Annotated in this window: 15 protein-coding genes; 10 read left to right on the top strand and 5 right to left on the bottom strand. The window is 64.3% G+C overall.

All coding sequences use genetic code 11. From position 1 onward, the window contains the following. The first annotated feature begins 106 nt into the window (after positions 1-106). Together mutY and K6301_RS02990 are read left to right on the top strand one after the other, a co-directional pair. Entirely contained in the window at positions 107-1201 is a 1095-nt protein-coding gene (gene mutY / locus K6301_RS02995) for an A/G-specific adenine glycosylase (protein WP_247219194.1), read from the top strand. After that, positions 1198-1815 carry an HAD family hydrolase gene (locus tag K6301_RS02990; protein WP_167719001.1) on the top strand — a complete coding sequence of 206 codons (618 nt, stop codon included), beginning with the start codon at positions 1198-1200 and terminating at the stop codon, positions 1813-1815. The genes mutY and K6301_RS02990 overlap by 4 nt, the downstream gene beginning before the upstream one ends. A gap of 317 nt (positions 1816-2132) precedes the next feature. Here K6301_RS02990 and K6301_RS02985 read toward each other — a convergent pair whose 3' ends face one another. Then, a complete protein-coding gene (locus K6301_RS02985; protein WP_247219193.1) occupies positions 2133-3263 on the bottom strand; it encodes a site-specific DNA-methyltransferase in 1131 nt (376 codons plus the stop codon). A gap of 223 nt (positions 3264-3486) precedes the next feature. Between K6301_RS02985 and K6301_RS02980 the strand changes: the two genes are divergently transcribed. After that, the gene (locus K6301_RS02980; RefSeq protein WP_247219192.1) at positions 3487-5145 is read left to right on the top strand and encodes a vWA domain-containing protein; all 1659 of its coding nucleotides are present in this window, start codon (positions 3487-3489) and stop codon (positions 5143-5145) included. 11 nt (positions 5146-5156) lie between these two features. Here K6301_RS02980 and K6301_RS02975 read toward each other — a convergent pair whose 3' ends face one another. Together K6301_RS02975 and K6301_RS02970 are read right to left on the bottom strand one after the other, a co-directional pair. Continuing rightward, positions 5157-5504, bottom strand: a complete 348-nt coding sequence (locus tag K6301_RS02975; RefSeq protein ID WP_247219191.1) for an antibiotic biosynthesis monooxygenase family protein — start codon at positions 5502-5504, stop codon at positions 5157-5159. After that, positions 5501-5830, bottom strand: coding sequence for an NIPSNAP family protein (locus tag K6301_RS02970; RefSeq protein ID WP_247219190.1), 330 nt, complete (start codon positions 5828-5830; stop codon positions 5501-5503). The genes K6301_RS02975 and K6301_RS02970 overlap by 4 nt, the downstream gene beginning before the upstream one ends. 72 nt (positions 5831-5902) lie before the next feature. Here K6301_RS02970 and K6301_RS02965 point away from each other — a divergent pair, with 72 nt between their 5' ends. Both K6301_RS02965 and K6301_RS02960 read left to right on the top strand, forming a co-directional pair. After that, on the top strand, positions 5903-6580 hold the full coding sequence (locus K6301_RS02965; protein WP_247219189.1) for an ArsR/SmtB family transcription factor: 678 nt from the start codon (positions 5903-5905) through the stop codon (positions 6578-6580). Between the two features lie 203 nt (positions 6581-6783). Beyond that, positions 6784-7473: an HAD family hydrolase gene (locus tag K6301_RS02960; RefSeq protein WP_134648857.1), complete on the top strand. Its 690-nt coding sequence runs from the start codon at positions 6784-6786 to the stop codon at positions 7471-7473. Between the two features lie 69 nt (positions 7474-7542). Here the strand turns inward: K6301_RS02960 and K6301_RS02955 are convergent, their stop codons facing one another. Then, complete coding sequence (locus tag K6301_RS02955; protein ID WP_134649029.1) at positions 7543-8106, bottom strand: hypothetical protein; 564 nt, start codon at positions 8104-8106, stop codon at positions 7543-7545. A gap of 252 nt (positions 8107-8358) precedes the next feature. Here K6301_RS02955 and thrC point away from each other — a divergent pair, with 252 nt between their 5' ends. From thrC to K6301_RS02940, 3 genes are all read left to right on the top strand, one after another. Continuing rightward, positions 8359-9756 carry a threonine synthase gene (gene thrC / locus K6301_RS02950; RefSeq protein ID WP_247219188.1) on the top strand — a complete coding sequence of 466 codons (1398 nt, stop codon included), beginning with the start codon at positions 8359-8361 and terminating at the stop codon, positions 9754-9756. An 18-nt stretch (positions 9757-9774) separates the two neighbouring features. After that, positions 9775-11070, top strand: a complete 1296-nt coding sequence (locus K6301_RS02945; RefSeq protein WP_247220466.1) for a M16 family metallopeptidase — start codon at positions 9775-9777, stop codon at positions 11068-11070. Between the two features lie 128 nt (positions 11071-11198). Continuing rightward, positions 11199-11993 carry a class I SAM-dependent methyltransferase gene (locus K6301_RS02940; protein WP_247219187.1) on the top strand — a complete coding sequence of 265 codons (795 nt, stop codon included), beginning with the start codon at positions 11199-11201 and terminating at the stop codon, positions 11991-11993. A 156-nt stretch (positions 11994-12149) separates the two neighbouring features. Here K6301_RS02940 and K6301_RS02935 read toward each other — a convergent pair whose 3' ends face one another. Further along, entirely contained in the window at positions 12150-12299 is a 150-nt protein-coding gene (locus tag K6301_RS02935; protein ID WP_134648862.1) for a DUF1127 domain-containing protein, read from the bottom strand. Between the two features lie 212 nt (positions 12300-12511). On the opposite strand from K6301_RS02935, the gene K6301_RS02930 reads away from it, so the two are divergent. Together K6301_RS02930 and K6301_RS02925 are read left to right on the top strand one after the other, a co-directional pair. Then, positions 12512-13105, top strand: coding sequence for a GNAT family N-acetyltransferase (locus K6301_RS02930; RefSeq protein WP_247219186.1), 594 nt, complete (start codon positions 12512-12514; stop codon positions 13103-13105). A gap of 53 nt (positions 13106-13158) precedes the next feature. After that, entirely contained in the window at positions 13159-16071 is a 2913-nt protein-coding gene (locus K6301_RS02925; RefSeq protein ID WP_247219185.1) for a sensor domain-containing phosphodiesterase, read from the top strand. The last annotated feature ends 20 nt before the right edge of the window (positions 16072-16091 follow it).

The raw sequence follows: 16091 nt of genomic DNA, 5'->3' as shown, positions 1-16091 counted from the left end.
CGCGGACCACTCCGCCAGTTATAGAGCAATTCCAGCAAAAGTGTGCAGGGTTTTGCGCCGATCCAGCGATACAATGAGGGGCGATCCGACCCCGTTCAGGCCGATCATGACCAAGCCTCACCGAACGACGGCGCTCGCCGACCTGCTTCTCGTCTGGTACGACCGGCACCATCGCGACCTGCCTTGGCGGGTGAGCCCGCCGATGGCGGCGCGCGGCGAGACGGCCGATCCCTACCGCGTCTGGCTGTCGGAAGTCATGCTGCAGCAGACGACCGTCCAGGCGGTGAAATCCTATTTCGCCCTCTTCACGTCGCGCTGGCCGACGGTCACGGATCTCGCCAGGGCCGACAATGAGGACGTGATGAAGTCCTGGGCCGGGCTCGGCTACTACGCACGTGCGCGCAACCTCAAGAAATGCGCCGAGGCCGTCGCCTTCGAGCATGGCGGGGTGTTTCCAGATACGGAGGAAGGGCTGAAGGCCCTGCCCGGGATCGGCGACTATACCGCGGCCGCGATCGCCGCCATCGCCTTCAACCGCCACAGCGCCGTGCTCGATGGCAATGTCGAGCGCGTGATTTCCCGTCTCCATGCCATCGAAACGCCCCTGCCCACCGCCAAGCCTGAAATGCGCGCACTGGTCGCCGCGATGACGCCGCAGGACCGGCCCGGCGACTTCGCCCAGGGCATGATGGACCTCGGCGCCACGATCTGCACGCCGCGCCGGCCGGCATGCGCGCTCTGTCCCTTCAACGCGCAATGCCGGGTGCTCGGACAGGACGATCCGGAACTCTATCCGCGCAAGACCGCTAAGAAGGAGAAGCCGGTCCGGTTGGGTGCGGCCTTTGTGGCGGAAGACGAAACGGGCGCTATCTTCCTGCGTAAGCGGGTGGAAAGCGGCCTGCTCGGCGGCATGACGGAGGTGCCCGGCAGCCACTGGACGGCACGGATCGATGGCGACACCGGCACCGGGGCAGCCCCGTTTGCGGCTGCATGGCAGGTCTGCGGCACGGTCGTGCACGTCTTCACGCATTTCGAGCTGCGGCTGACCGTCTATCGTTCGAAGGCATCGCGCGATGCCGCGGCCGGCGAAGGATGGTGGCAGCCCAGGGAGACACTCGACGGCGAGGCCCTGCCGACCGTCATGAAGAAAGCCATAAAACAAGCGATACCCGACGCATTCGAAACGGCGAGGAAAGCATGAGCAGCATCGAAATCCGACATATCGTCTTCGACATCGGCAGGGTGCTGATTCACTACGATCCGCATATCCCCTTCGCCCGCCTCATCCCTGATGATGCCGAGCGCAACTGGTTCTTCAGCAATGTCTGCACGCACGACTGGAACCTGGAACAGGATCGCGGCCGGGCATGGGCGGACGCCGAGGCCCTGCTGATCGAGGCGCATCCCGATCGCATCGAGCACATCCGTGCCTTCCGCAAGCACTGGCACGAGATGGTCTCGCACGCCTATGTGGAGAGCGTGGCGATCATGGAGGCCCTTATCCAGGAGGGCCGCGACGTGACGATGCTGACCAATTTCGCGGCCGATACGTTCAAGGAGGCGCGCAAGCTCTTCCCCTTCCTCGACATGCCGCGCGGTGTCACGGTGTCCGGCGAGATCGGCCTCATCAAGCCTGACATCGCCATCTACGAGAAGCACAGCCGCGATTTCGGCCTGTCGCCGGCCCACACCCTGTTCATCGACGATGCCCCGGCGAATGTGGAGGGCGCGCGCCTGGCCGGCTGGCACGCGGTGCTGTTCACCGATCCGGAAAAGCTGAAGGCGGACCTCGCCGCCCACGGCATCGCGCTTTAAAGAGCGCACCTGAAACCGAAACGCCCGGAGCCTTTGGAGCTCCGGGCGTTTTCGCATTTCCGGGACTGAAGGTACAAAAACCGGAAAAGCGATATCCGGCCTGCCTGGCCGGTTGTTCGGCCGTGGCTTTCGCAACGATTTCCGCCGCTTGGCCTGATGTCCTCGTCGGCTTCAAAGTAAGCGCGCGTTGGTTAACATCGTCTGAATCGCACGAGGCCGAAACACAAAAGATTTCCGTCCCTTGAAAGCCACAGCCCCCGGTGCAGGGAACACCGGAGGCCGCAGCTGGAGAAACGGTCTTTCAGTCCTGGACAGGCCTATTCGAGGCCGGCCATCCGTGCGCGTACGATCGCGCGCAGATCGTCGATCGGCTTCAGTTCGGCGCCTTCCGCATAGTGCCAGAAGGTCCAGCCGTTGCAGGCATCGAAGCCTTGCACCCTGGCGCCGACGCGGTGGATGGAGCCGGCGTCGTTGCCTGCCACGAGCGTGCCATCGGCGCGAACGATGGCGCTGTGGCGGCGGCGGGCGTCGGTCAGCACGGTGCCGGGTGCGATCAGGCCGCTTTCGATCAGCGTGTTGAAGGCGACGCGCGGTTCGGCCTTCTTGCCGGTCATGACCGACAGCGTGCCGCTACCGAGCGGTTCGACGGCCTCGATGCGCTCGCGGGCGGCATCGATGTAAGCCTGCTCGCGCTCGATGCCGACGAAGTGGCGGCCGAGGCGCTTGGCAACGGCGCCCGTCGTGCCGGAGCCGAAGAACGGATCGAGCACCACGTCGCCGGGCTTGGAGGAGGCCATCAAGATGCGGGCAAGCAGCGCTTCCGGCTTCTGCGTCGGATGCACCTTCTTACCGTCCTCGCCCTTCAGGCGCTCGCCGCCGCTGCAGATCGGGAACAGCCAGTCCGAGCGCATCTGCACATCGTCGTTGGCGGCCTTCATGGCATCGTAGTTGAACGTATAGCCCTTGGCCTTCGGGTCACGCGTCGCCCAGATCATCGTCTCATGCGCGTTCTGGAAGCGGCGGCCCTTGAAGTTCGGCATCGGGTTGGTCTTGCGCCAGACGATATCGTTGAGGATCCAGAAATTGAGGTCCTGCAAGGTGGCGCCGACGCGGAAAATGTTGTGGTAGGAGCCGATGACCCAGATGGTGCCCGAGGGCTTCAGTACGCGACGGCAGGCCAGCAGCCAGGCGCGGGTGAAGGCATCATAGGCGCCGAAGGAGGCGAACTGGTCCCATTCGTCGTCGACCGCATCGACCTGCGACTGGTCGGGCCGGGTCAGCATGCCGCCGAGCTGGAGATTGTACGGCGGATCGGCGAAGATGACATCGACGGACTGGTCGGGCAGCGCCTCGAGCGCGGCGACGCAATCTCCCTTGATGATGGTGTCGAGCCACACGCTCTTGCGGGGCGCACGGGAGACGTCGGCAAGCGAAAGAACAGATGGCATTTGATACTCGCTGATACGCTTACTGGGAACTGAACTTGATGGGCTTATGGTTACCGAAGATGGTTACCAAAGGCTGAAGGCCCTGAAGAAAAAGCCGAAACCGCGTCGAGACGGGATTTCCGCTTCATTCAAGCACATGCGAATAAACGGCCGCTACCGAACGTCTTTTTCCGATATCGCCGCAATCGGCGCGGGAGCCCCCCGACATCACGAGGAGAGAAATGTGCGACTGAAAGCTGCATTCCTGCTTCTGGCGGGGCTTGTTGCCGCCACCCAGGCCATCGCCGCCGACAAGACGATGATCGTCCTGGATGCCTCCGGTTCCATGTGGGGCCAGATCAACGGACGTACGAAGATCGACATCGCCCGCGAAACGCTGGGGACGGTGCTGAAATCCGTTCCTGTGGGCTCCGAGCTCGGCCTGATGGTCTACGGGCATCGCGAGAAGGGGTCGTGCAGCGACATCGAACTTGCCGTGCCGCCGGGCGCCGGCACCGAGAATGCCATCAACGCCTTCGTCGCCGGCCTGAACCCGAAGGGCAAGACGCCGCTGACCCACGCCGTGGAAGAGGCGGCGGAAGCCCTGAAATACACCGAGGACAAGGCGACGGTCGTGCTCGTCACGGACGGGCTGGAGACCTGCGAGGCCGATCCTTGCGCGCTTGCATCCGCGCTGGAAAGCAAGGGCGTCGACTTCACCACCCATGTCGTCGGCTTCGGGCTGACGGCGGAGGAAGGCAAGAAGGTCGCGTGCCTCGCCGAAAACACCGGCGGCAAATATTTCCAGGCCTCGGACGCCACCCAGCTCGTCGCCGCGCTCACCGCGACGGTTGCCGAAGCGCCGATGTCCAAGCCGCAGGAAGAGGTGGTCGAAGCCAAACCGGCGGTCGAATTCAACACACTCTTCGACAGCGTGCTTTCGGAAGGCGGGCCGTCGATCGGTGAGGACAACCATGTGCAATGGCTGGTCTACAAGGCCGATGAGAACGGCCAGCGCACCGGCGACGACCTGACGAGCGAGTACAAGGGCGCCTATTCCGCGAACTTCCCGGCCGGCAAATATGTCGCCGTCGCCAAGCTCGACAGCGTCATCGAAAAACAGGTCGCGTTCGAGGTCAAGGACGGCGACGTCGCCAGGCCCTTCGTCAACTTCGACGCCGGCACGGTGATCGTGCATCCCAAGCGCACGCCCGATGCAGCAGAGGACGACCGCGAAATCCGCGTCGACGTCGCCTTCGGCGACTACACCACCACCTATTACGGCACGTCCAAATTCTATGCCGCGGCGGGGCAAGTGAAACTCAAGGGATCCGTCGGCCCGACCGCCGTCGAGGAAACCGTTACCCTGAAGGCGGGCGAGCAGCTGGAACACGACCTCATCGTCGGTTCCGGCACCGTGCTGAACAGCGCCATCTATGCCGAGGGCGGGCCGGCCGTCGATTCCGGCGATGTCTATTTCGAGGTCGTGGCCGCCAACAAGGCCATCGACGGAACGCGCAAGCAGATCGGCTACAGTTACGGCACCGGCAGCAAGATCGACGTGCCGCCCGGCGATCACGTCCTGACGGCCAAGCTCGGCGCGGCGACGGCCGAAATCCCCTTCACGATCAAGGCCGGGGAAATGGCCGATGTGTCGGTCAACCTCAATGCCGGGGTCCTGGCGATCACCGCGCCCGGCGCGAATTTCATCGAGATTTTCGGCGCCAAGAAAGACATCCAGGGCAATCGCAAATCCGTCTCGAACCACTACGGCGCCGAATGGCAGGAAACCCTTCCGGCCGGCGACTACGCGATCGCCGTGAAATATGAGGGCGATATTGCACCGAAGGAGAAGCCCGCCACGGTGAAGGCAGGCGAGCGCGCGGAAGTGACGGTGGAATAGGCCGGCTGAGCCTAGGCCGCATGGAAGGCCTGGCTGTCTTTCGGCGCCTCGTTGCGGTCGTTGAGACCGTAGTCACGCAGCACGCTGGCGACACGAAGACGATAGGCGTCCAGCACGCCGTCGCGGCCCATCGACTGGGCCGCGCGGTGTTCCTCCCGGGTCCGCCATGCCGTCACGGCCGCCTCGTCGCGCCAGTAGGAGAGTGACAGCAAGCGCGCCGGATCCGTCAGGCTGCGGAAGCGCTCGATGGAAATGAAGCCGTCGACCTCCGCCAGCAGCGGGCTGAGATGCCGCGCAGTGTCCAGATAAAGGTCCATGCGGCCCGGCGCGGGCACCACCTCGAAGATGACCGCGATCATGACGCCACCCCGGGTGCATGCGGCAGCGAGAGGTTTTTCAGGAAGATGCGATCTTCCCGCAGGATGAAGCGTTCGCGTCGTGCAAAATCGTAGTTCTCCCGGCCCAGCGGGTCGGCGGCAAGGCGGGCGCGATAGGCTTCGTATTCGGCGAGGCTTTCGATGTTGTAGACGCCGTAGGCCGCGGTGGCGGAGCCTTCATGCGGACCGAAATAGCCGATCAGGTCCGCGCCGCAGCGTGGTATGGCCTGCCCCCAGTTACGGGCATAGGCGGCAAAGGCATCCCTGCGGAAAGGATCGATTTCGTAGCGGATCAAGCAGGTAATCATGGTGTTATCCTCGTTGACGATGCCTCGCTTTCCCACATTGCCGGACGCGAATGCTTCGGCTATCATCGAAGTATGAAAGAAGGACCGGACATTTCCCAGATCGGCGCGTTGATCGGCGATCCCGCCCGCGCCAACATGCTGACCGCGCTGATGGGCGGGCAGGCGCTGACTGCGAGCGAGCTCGCCGGTGCGGCGGGCGTCACGCTGCAAACGGCAAGCGCCCATCTCGCAAAGCTGGAAGCCGGCGGACTGATCGCCCAGCGCAAGCAGGGCCGTCATCGCTATTTTGCGCTGGCCGACGACGAGGCCGGACGGCTGCTCGAGAGCATCATGGGATTTGCAGCCAACCGCGGCCATCTGCGCACCCGTCCCGGCCCGAAGGACCCGGCGCTGCGCAAGGCGCGCGTTTGCTACAACCATCTCGCCGGCGACTACGGCGTGCGCCTGCTCGACCGGCTGGTGGCAGACGGCGATGTAACGCTGGATGGCGATGACGCCGCGTTGACGCCAGCAGGCGAGACGCGCATGGCCGCACTCGGCATCGACCTGCCCGCGCTGAAGGCGCAGCGCCGCCCGGTCTGCCGCACCTGTCTCGACTGGAGCGAGCGACGCTCGCATCTCGCGGGATCGCTGGGCGAGGCACTGCTCGCCCGCTTCATCGCCGACGGCTGGGCAAAACGCGAAAAAGGCAGCCGCGCCGTCCGCTTCACCGGCGAAGGCGAACGAAAGTTCATGGCGCTGTTTCCATGATCCGAAGGGCTGGCGCAGGGAAGCCTTTCGGCAGGCGGCCGCGCATAGCTCCTTCCACCACTCCGCAATTGTCCCGGGTGGCCCTTTCGTGTAGGGATGCCGGGACCGTGCGGGCCCTGCCCGCCCCCTCCGATCTTTTCCCGGTTTCGGCAAGCAAGGTGTGATGCGCCTGCCGGCGCCGCCAGTTTGAAAGACAGCCCATCATGGAAGGTTTCGACCTCATCATCTTCGACTGCGACGGCGTCCTGGTCGATTCGGAAATCATCGCCGCGGAAGTGGAATCCCGGCTGCTGACGGAGGCGGGTTATCCGATCAGCGTGGAAGAGATGGGCGAGCGCTTTGCCGGCATGACCTGGCAGAACATCCTGCTCGCCATCGAGCGCGAGGCCGCCATCCCGCTTTCCGCATCGCTGCTCGACAAGTCGGAAAAGCTGCTCGATGCACGCCTGGCAGCCGAGGTGAAGGTGATCGACGGCGTGAAGCAGATGCTGTCGCGCATCCGCAAGCCCTATTGCATCTGCTCCAACTCCTCCTCGCACCGGCTGGACATGATGCTGACGAAGGTCGGCCTGAAGCCGGTCTTCGGCCCTTACATCTACTCGGCGAAGGACCTTGGGCCGGACCGGGTGAAGCCGAAGCCTGATATTTTCCTGCATGGCGCCAAGCAGTTCGGCGCCGATCCGGCGCGCACGCTGGTCGTCGAGGATTCGGTGCACGGCATTACGGGCGCCCGCGCCGCCGGCATGCGTGTCGTCGGCTTCACCGGCGCCTCGCACACCTATCCCTCCCATGCCGACCGCCTGACGGAAGCCGGCGCGGAAACCGTGATATCCCGTATGACGGAGCTGCCGGGCGTCATCGCGGCACTGGCCGAATGGAGCGAGGCGATCTGACGGTACGGATTGCCGGAAACAAAAAGGCCGCGGTCCTGATCGACCGCGGCCTTTTTATCTGGACTGCGCTTACTTGCGCTTTTTCGCCGGACCGTCCTCGAAGCCGACATAGACCTTCGTGAAGCCGCCGGAGCCGCCGGGAACGGCGATATTGTCCTGCTTGAAGACGAACTGGCCCGCAGAGCCATCGGCCGGGATGGCGACCGGATACTGCACCAGCTGGCTGTAGAGCGTGTTGGTGCCATCAAGCACCGAGACGCGGATCGGCACGTTCACGGTGCCCGACGCGCCGGCCGGGCCGACGACGACGCGGCCCTGCACCATCACGGTGATGGTGAGCTGGCTGGAATTGATCGTGCACTGGCGCGTCGTGTCGGCAAGCGTCACCTGGTAGGCGAGGTTCTGCGGATCATCCTTGGCGCCCCTGGCGTAACGCTGGAGCACGGCCGTGCCATCCTGCAGGTAGACCTGCGGGCACGAACCCTGGATGACGGCGACCTGCGTCTGCTGCTGCGTTGCCGCCTCGACGCCCGAGGGATCACTGGTCACGCCGAGATTGACAGGCTTGTCGGACTGGCTGCAACCGGCGACGGTGGCGAGAAGGGTGATGCCGAGAAAGCGGCGGATTGTCATTCCAAACACGTTACGTCTACCCCTGCGATCAGGCCCCGCCTCCGGCGTCCGAGCCTTTCGGAACTCGTTTTACGGGCCTTTTCACGACCCCAGGCGATGGTCTATAGCAGCGGCGCGGGGAAAAATCGATTGTCGAATGAAATCGCCCGCAGAATTTCGAAAGGTCCGCCATCGCGGGCCGGACAGAACGGCATCGTCACGAACGGCCGCAGGCAAAGCCCCGCAGCCCAACCATTCCAAGGACGTGTGAACGTGGACTATGTTTCGACGCGGGGCGAGGCCCCTTCCCTCGGTTTCTCCGATGCGCTCCTGGCGGGCCTTGCCCGTGACGGCGGCCTCTACGTGCCGCGCGAATGGCCGACCTTCTCGAAGAAGGACATCCGCGCGCTGCGCGGCAAGTCCTACCAGGACATCGCCTTCACCGTGCTTTCGCCCTTTGTGGAAGGCGATATCCCCGCCGACAAGTTCCGCGCGATGATCGACGAGGCCTATGCGACGTTCCGCCATCCGGCGATCGCGCCCGTCGTCCAGACGGGCCCGAATTCCTTCGTGCTGGAGCTCTTCCACGGCACGACGCTCGCCTTCAAGGATGTGGCCATGCAGCTGCTGGCGCGGCTGATGGACCATGCGCTGGCCGTCCGCGGCGAGCGCGCGACCATCGTCGGCGCGACATCGGGCGATACCGGCGGCGCGGCCATCGATGCCTTCGCCGGCCGCGAGCGTACCGACATCTTCATCCTCTTCCCGGAAGGCAAGGTCTCACCGGTGCAGCAGCGCCAGATGACGACCTCGAAGGAAAAGAACGTCCACGCGCTGGCGATCAAGGGCAATTTCGACGACTGCCAGAACCTCGTGAAGGCGATGTTCAATGACGGCAAGTTCCGCGACAGCGTAAAACTGTCCGGCGTCAACTCGATCAACTGGGCGCGCATCATGGCCCAGATCGTCTACTACTTCACGACCGCCGTCGCGCTGGGCGGGCCGGACCGGAAAATCTCGTTTACCGTGCCGACCGGCAATTTCGGCGACATCTTCGCCGGCTATGCTGCAAAGCGCATGGGCCTGCCGATCGACAAGCTGGTCATCGCAACCAACGAGAACGACATTCTCGCCCGCACGCTGAAGACCGGCCGCTACGAGATCAAGGGCGTGAAGGCCACCACCTCGCCTTCCATGGACATCCAGATTTCCTCCAACTTCGAGCGCCTGCTGTTCGAAGCCCTCGATCGCGATGCGGGTGCGGTGCGCCGCGCCATGGAGAGCCTGAAACAGTCCAACGCCTTCGAGATCGAAGAAAAGGCGCTGAAGACGATCCGCAAGAAGTTCCGTGCCGGCCGCGCCACCGAGAAGGAGGTCGCCAGGACCATCAAGACCACGCTGGCCGAGACCGGCTACCTGCTCGATCCTCATTCGGCGATCGGCGTGTTCGTTGCCGCCAAGCATGAAAAGCCCGGTTCGCCGATGGTGACGCTCGCCACCGCGCATCCGGCGAAATTCCCCGCCGCAGTAAAATCCGCAAGTGGTATTGACCCGGCGCTTCCGTCGTGGCTTGCTGACCTGATGCAAAGGGAAGAGCGGTTCGACGTGCTCGGTGCTGAGCTCGATGCGGTGGAAGACTTCATCGGCAAACACACGCGGGCGCGGGACTGAACGCAGAAAGTGCGCATGATGAGAGTTGAGTGCACCCGGCTTACATCCGGGTTGACCGTGGTGACGGAAGCCATGCCCCATCTCGAGAGCGTCGCTCTCGGCGTGTGGATCAAGTCCGGATCACGCAACGAAACCACGGACGAGCACGGCATCGCCCACCTCCTGGAACACATGGCCTTCAAGGGCACGGAGCGCCGCTCCGCCCGCCAGATCGCCGAGGAGATCGAGAATGTCGGCGGCGAGGTCAACGCCGCCACCTCGACCGAGACGACCTCCTACTATGCCCGCGTGCTCAAGGACCATGTTCCGCTCGCGGTCGACATTCTCGCCGATATCTTGACGGAATCCGTCTTCGACGAGGAAGAGCTTCGCCGCGAAAAGCACGTCATCCTGCAGGAAATCGGCGCGGCGAACGACACGCCCGACGACGTGGTCTTCGACAAGTTCTCCGAGGTCGCCTATCGCGACCAGATCATCGGCCGCGCCATTCTCGGCACGCCGGAGACCGTGCTCTCCTTCACGCCCGGCGAAATCCGCAGCTATCTCGACCGCAACTATACGACGGACCGCATGTTCGTCGTCGCGGCGGGTGCGGTGAAGCACGACGAGTTCGTGCGCCAGGTCGAGGAGCGCTTTTCCAGCCTTCCGACCGCGCCGAAAATCTCGCCCGTTTTCGAACCCGCCCGCTATACCGGCGGCGACATTCGCGAGACGCGCGACCTGATGGATGCCCAGGTGCTGCTCGGCTTCGAGGGCAAGGCCTATCATGCGCGCGACTTCTACTGCTCGCAGATCCTCGCCAACATCCTGGGCGGCGGCATGTCCTCGCGCCTCTTCCAGGAAGTGCGCGAGCATCGCGGCCTCTGTTATTCGATCTATGCCTTCCACTGGGGCTTTTCCGACACCGGCATCTTCGGCATCCATGCCGCGACGGGCGGCGAGAACCTGCCGGAGCTGATGCCCGTCATCTTCGACGAGCTGAAGAAGTCCTCCGACAGCATCCACCAGCAGGAAATCGAGCGCGCCCGCGCGCAGATCCGCGCCCAGCTGCTGATGGGCCAGGAAAGCCCGGCCGCCCGCGCCGGCCAGATCGCCCGCCAGATGATGCTGTACGGCCGCCCGATCCCCAACGAGGAGCTGATGGAGCGCCTGGAAGGCATCACCATCGAGCGCCTGACGGATCTCGCCGGACGCCTGTTCTTCGATACCGTGCCGACCATCTCGGCCATCGGCCCGCTGGAACACCTCGTCCCGGCCGCCGACATCACGCGCTCGCTGGCGCGCGGCAGCGTGCCCGACCGGGTCGCGAGTTAGCGGCCCCTCGAAGACCTCGCATACGCCGTAAAGCCACCGGACACTCCTCCTTTCGGTGGATGGTCTTTCCCGTCGATCGCAGCGATGGTACCCAAACCGGGTCTGTCGCGCCCGACGGGGAGACGTCGATGAGAGCAGTCGCCAGAAACCTGCTTCGATACGCCGGCTATACATTGCTCGAGCACATGCCGGTGCAGCAATCGGAGCGCAGCCGTGCACGCGAGGCCCAGAAATACTGGAGCGACGTGAACCAGCGGGCTTTCCACTCCAACTCCCACTGGAAAGGCGGCGAAGGTGTGCCGGAGCGCGTCTGGCTGGAACTCGGAAAACCGCATCTCAAGCTCATGCTCGACCACCTGACGCTCCAGGGGCGCAGCCTGCCGGTCGGGCGTGTCGTCGAATGGGGGTGTGGCGGCGGCGCGAATGCGGTGCATTTCGCGCCCGTGACAGCCAGTTTCGTCGGCGTGGACATCTCGCAGGCCACGCTGGACGAATGCGGCGCCGTGCTGCGCAGCATGAGCCAGGAAAACTTTCAACCCGTGCTGACCGACGTGTCCAATCCCGAGGCTGCGGCCGGCGCTTTGGCGGGCACGGCGGACGTTTTTCTCTGCACCTATGTTTTCGAGCTGCTTCCCTCGCAGGAGCATGGCCAGCGCATCCTCGACATCGCCAACCGGGTGCTGCGGCCCGGCGGGACCGCGATCATCCAGATAAAATACGAGACGGCCGACCGGAAGACGAAGTCCCGCCAATGGGGCTACCGCCGGAACCTCGCCAACATGACGACCTATTGCATCGACGACTTCTGGCAGAGGGCCGAACGCGCCGGCTTCACGCCGGTATCGATCTCGCTTCGTCCCAAGGACGACCTCATCGATGACGAGCGCTACGCCTATTTCGTGCTCGATAAGCCGGGCGGCTGAGCGGCCTGAGGCACACAGAAGCACGTGATCATGCCATGCCTCCCCTCTGATGGGGCGCCCAGAACGACAAAACCCGCCTTGCGGGCGGGTTATGGGCCGGAACCTGGAGGTGCGTTCCGGCGGTCCGACGGGATGCGGCGCTTGCCGCAATCCGCATCAGATGATGTCGCTTGCGCCCTTGACGGCAGCGCGGATGTTCGAGCGCGTCAGGCCGAGGTCCTGCAGGGTGCGGTCATCGAGAGCGCCGAGTTCGCGGATGGCGCGGCGGTCTGCTACATTCTTCTTGAGCTTTGCGAAAAGGTTCATGTTCATCTCTCCTTTGTGTTGATGAAAATATAGCCTTTCCTGTGCCTACTTAAAATGCACATGCTTTCAGCGCAGGCATGCGAATCTTGCATAGCAAGGCAAATCGGGCCGTCTCGCAGCCAATGGCCTCCCAACAGGATTTGACGCCGGTAACGCTGTCGTCATAATCTCGGACGAATGCGCGCCACCAGCCGGCGCGCGCGGAGGGCTGCATGACGAGGTCGGTTTTTCGGTTTCTGTCCCGGCAGTCCGATACGGTCGAACTTGCCGGCGACGGCTACCTTCTTCGCCTTCCCCGCTTCCACGATTATCGGCAATGGTATGCGCTGCGCTCGGAGAGCCGCGCGTTTCTTGAGCCGTGGGAGCCGACATGGCGCGGCGACGAACTGACCGAGAGCGCCTTTCGCGCCCGCGTCATCCGCAATGAACAGGAATTTTCCTCCGGCCAGGCCGTTCCGCTGCTCGTCTTTTCGCGCGAGGACAATGCCCTGCTGGGCGGGCTGACCGTCGGCTATATCAGGCGCGGGGCGGCGCAGTGCTGCATGATCGGCTACTGGATGGGCGCGCGCCATGCCGGCAAGGGCCACATGTTCGGCGCGCTCAAGCTCGCCATTCCCTATATCTTTTCGAGCCTTCAGTTGCACCGTATCGAGGCAGCCTGTATTCCAGACAATACGAGAAGCATTCGCCTCCTTGAAAAGGCCGGCTTTCAGCGGGAAGGCTACCTTCGGGAGTATCTGAAGATAAACGGGCAGTGGCGCGACCATGTGATGTTCTCGCTCCTGGCCGCCGACAGGCGGCCCTGAGCGACACCGGGCGCGACGGGACTGGGCAAGTACCGAAGGACAATGCGCTTTCAATGACGTCTTCAATCGTGCCGCTCGCGCTGCGTGCCAGCCGGTCCTCATATTTCATCCTGCTGGCGGCGATGGTGCTGTTCGCCTCGCTCGCCGGGCAGGCGTTTGCCGTCGAGCCCGTGCGGATCTCGCGTGACGATACCGCCCTCGACCTGACCGCCACGACGGAGATCTATACGGGCCGGGGCGAGGCCTTCCAGGTTTCCACCGCGCCCGGCACCGACGGCATCGTGCGCCGCATCGAGGTGCGCGCGACCTCCGACACGCACCAGGGCGACTGGGCCGTCTTCGCGCTCGCGAACGTTTCCGACGAACAGATCGACCGCCTGATCGTCGCCCCGCATTTCCGCCTCGTGCAATCCAAGCTGTTTTGGCCCGACCTCGGCGCCAAGCGCATCATCTCGATTACGCCGAGCCAGGGCTTCGCGCTGGACCGCCAACCGAGCGACGAGGCGGACGTCTTCCGCATCACGCTCGATCCCGGCTCCGTGGTGACCTTCGTCGCCGAGCTCGCCACGCCCGACCTGCCGCAGATCTATCTCTGGGCGCCGGATGCCTACAAGGACACGGTCAACGCCTTCACGCTCTATCGCGGCATCGTGCTCGGCATCGCGGGCCTGCTCGCCGTTTTCCTGACGATCCTTTTCGTGGTGAAGGGCACGTCGATGCTTCCGGCAACGGCGGCGCTGGCCTGGGCGGTGCTCGGCTATATCTGCGTTGATTTCGGCTTCCTGTCCAAGCTCATCAGCATCACCGCCGGTGACGAGCGCATCTGGCGCGCGGGAACGGAGGTGTTCCTCGCCGCGGGTCTCGTCGTCTTCCTCTTCACCTATCTGAACCTCAATCGCTGGCATGCGCATCTCTCCTACGCGACGCTCGCCTGGATCCTGGGTCTCGGCCTGCTGTTCGGCGTGGCGATCTACGATCCGCCGATCGCGGCCGGCATTGCACGTCTATCGTTCGCGCTGACGGGAACGGTGGGTATCGTGCTCATCGCCTATCTCGGCTTCAACCGATACGACCGTGCCATCCTGCTGGTGCCGGCCTGGGCGCTGATCCTCGTCTGGCTGTTCGGCGCATGGCTCACCGTCACCGGCCAGCTCAACAACGATATCATCCAGCCGGCGCTGGGCGGTGGGCTCGTGCTCATCGTTCTGCTCATCGGCTTCACGGTCATGCAGCACGCCTTTGCCGGCGGCGCCTACAGCCAGGGCCTGTTCTCCGACCTCGAGCGCCAGTCGCTGGCGCTGACGGGCTCGGGCGATACGGTGTGGGACTGGGACGTGGCGCGCGACCGCGTCGTGACCATCCCCGACATCTCCATCCAGCTCGGCCTTGCGCCCGGCGTCATGCACGGCCCCGCCCGCAACTGGCTGCCGCGCCTTCATCCCGATGACCGCGACCGCTTCCGCGCCACGCTCGACGTGCTGCTGGAGCATCGCCGGGGCCGGCTCAACCATCAGTTCCGCGTGCGCGCCGAGGACGGCCATTACCACTGGCTGTCGATCCGCGCCCGGCCGGTGCTGGGCGCCAACGGCGAGATCATCCGCTGTGTGGGCACGATCATCGACATCACCGAGCAGCGCAACTCTGTGGACCGGCTGCTGCAGGACGCGCTGCACGACAACCTCACGGGCCTGCCGAACCGGCAGGTCTTCCTCGACCGCCTGCAGGCCATGCTGTCGCTGACGTCAAGCTCGGATACGGTGCGCCCGACGGTGATGACCATCGACATCGACCGCTACAAGCAGGTCAACGATGCGCTCGGCATCGCCGCCGGCGACAATATCCTGATTGCGCTGACCCGGCGCCTCCGCCGCCTGCTGCGGCCGCAGGACACGCTGGCGCGCCTCTCCGGCGACCAGTTCGGCCTGATCCTGATGTCGGAGCGCGATCCCGCCAAGGTGGCGGATTTCGCGGATGCGGTGAGCAAGGCGATCATGGTCCCGATCAATTTCGGCGGGCGCGAAATCATCCTGACGGCGTCCATCGGCCTTGTGTCCTGGGTCGACCAGCAGGAGGATGCGGCGGGCCTTCTCAACGACGCCGAACTTGCCATGTACCGGGCCAAGAAGGCCGGCGGCAACCGCGTCGAGCCCTTCCGCCCCGCCTTCCGCACCTTCGGCGCGGACCGCCTGCAGATCGAAACGGACCTGCGCCGCGCCATCGAGCGCAAGGAATTGTCCCTCGTCTACCAGCCGATCGTTCGTCTCAAGGATGCGGAGATTGCCGGCTTCGAGGCGCTGATGCGCTGGGATCACCCCAAGCGCGGCAATATTTCTCCGGCGGAGTTCATTCCCATCGCCGAGGCGTCGGACCTCATCGGCCAGCTCGGCCTCTTCGCCTTCGACAAGGCGGCGAGCGACCTCATGGACTGGCAGTTGCACACCGGCGAGCTGCCGATCTTCGTCTCCGTCAATCTCTCCAGCTCGCAGCTTCTCAACAACGAGCTTTACAACGATGTGCGCGCCGCGCTCGCCCGCACGCGCTGCGAGCCCGAGAAGATCAAGCTGGAGCTCACCGAATCCGTCGTTATGGAAAACCCGGAACAGGCGCGGCTGATCCTGAACAAGCTGCGCGACCTAGGCCTTGGCCTGGCGCTGGACGATTTCGGAACCGGCCATTCGTCCCTGTCCTACCTGACCCGCTTCCCCTTCGACACGATCAAGATCGACAAGGCGCTGGTGCGCGACGGCTCGGACAAGCGCACCGTGCTGCTGCGTTCCGTCATCTCGATGGCGCGCGAACTGGAAATGCAGGTTGTCGCGGAAGGCATCGAGTCCGAAGAGGATGCCATCGAGCTCGGCAATATGGGTTGCGAGTTCGGCCAGAGCTATCTCTTCGGCCCGCCGATCGGCTACGATTCCGTCCAGCGGCTGCTCAAGGAGCGTTTCCCGCTGATGAAGAGGGCGTGAGAGGAATTAGGCAGTAGGAA

Source organism: Shinella oryzae, from assembly GCF_023038235.1.
Lineage (GTDB): Bacteria > Pseudomonadota > Alphaproteobacteria > Rhizobiales > Rhizobiaceae > Shinella > Shinella sumterensis.
Note: the sequence above shows the minus strand (reverse complement) of the source record. Positions and strands in the feature narration are given on the sequence as shown.

Bases quoted from the DNA above. Each gene is read 5' to 3' on its own strand.
- mutY (WP_247219194.1), top strand. From the start codon at position 107: ATGACCAAGCCTCACCGAACGACGGCGCTCGCCGACCTGCTTCTCGTC.
- K6301_RS02990 (WP_167719001.1), top strand. From the start codon at position 1,198: ATGAGCAGCATCGAAATCCGACATATCGTCTTCGACATCGGCAGGGTG.
- K6301_RS02985 (WP_247219193.1), bottom strand. From the start codon at position 3,263: ATGCCATCTGTTCTTTCGCTTGCCGACGTCTCCCGTGCGCCCCGCAAG.
- K6301_RS02975 (WP_247219191.1), bottom strand. From the start codon at position 5,504: ATGATCGCGGTCATCTTCGAGGTGGTGCCCGCGCCGGGCCGCATGGAC.
- K6301_RS02970 (WP_247219190.1), bottom strand. From the start codon at position 5,830: ATGATTACCTGCTTGATCCGCTACGAAATCGATCCTTTCCGCAGGGAT.
- K6301_RS02965 (WP_247219189.1), top strand. From the start codon at position 5,903: ATGAAAGAAGGACCGGACATTTCCCAGATCGGCGCGTTGATCGGCGAT.
- K6301_RS02960 (WP_134648857.1), top strand. From the start codon at position 6,784: ATGGAAGGTTTCGACCTCATCATCTTCGACTGCGACGGCGTCCTGGTC.
- K6301_RS02955 (WP_134649029.1), bottom strand. From the start codon at position 8,106: ATGACAATCCGCCGCTTTCTCGGCATCACCCTTCTCGCCACCGTCGCC.
- K6301_RS02945 (WP_247220466.1), top strand. From the start codon at position 9,775: ATGAGAGTTGAGTGCACCCGGCTTACATCCGGGTTGACCGTGGTGACG.
- K6301_RS02940 (WP_247219187.1), top strand. From the start codon at position 11,199: ATGAGAGCAGTCGCCAGAAACCTGCTTCGATACGCCGGCTATACATTG.
- K6301_RS02935 (WP_134648862.1), bottom strand. From the start codon at position 12,299: ATGAACCTTTTCGCAAAGCTCAAGAAGAATGTAGCAGACCGCCGCGCC.
- K6301_RS02930 (WP_247219186.1), top strand. From the start codon at position 12,512: ATGACGAGGTCGGTTTTTCGGTTTCTGTCCCGGCAGTCCGATACGGTC.
- K6301_RS02925 (WP_247219185.1), top strand. From the start codon at position 13,159: ATGACGTCTTCAATCGTGCCGCTCGCGCTGCGTGCCAGCCGGTCCTCA.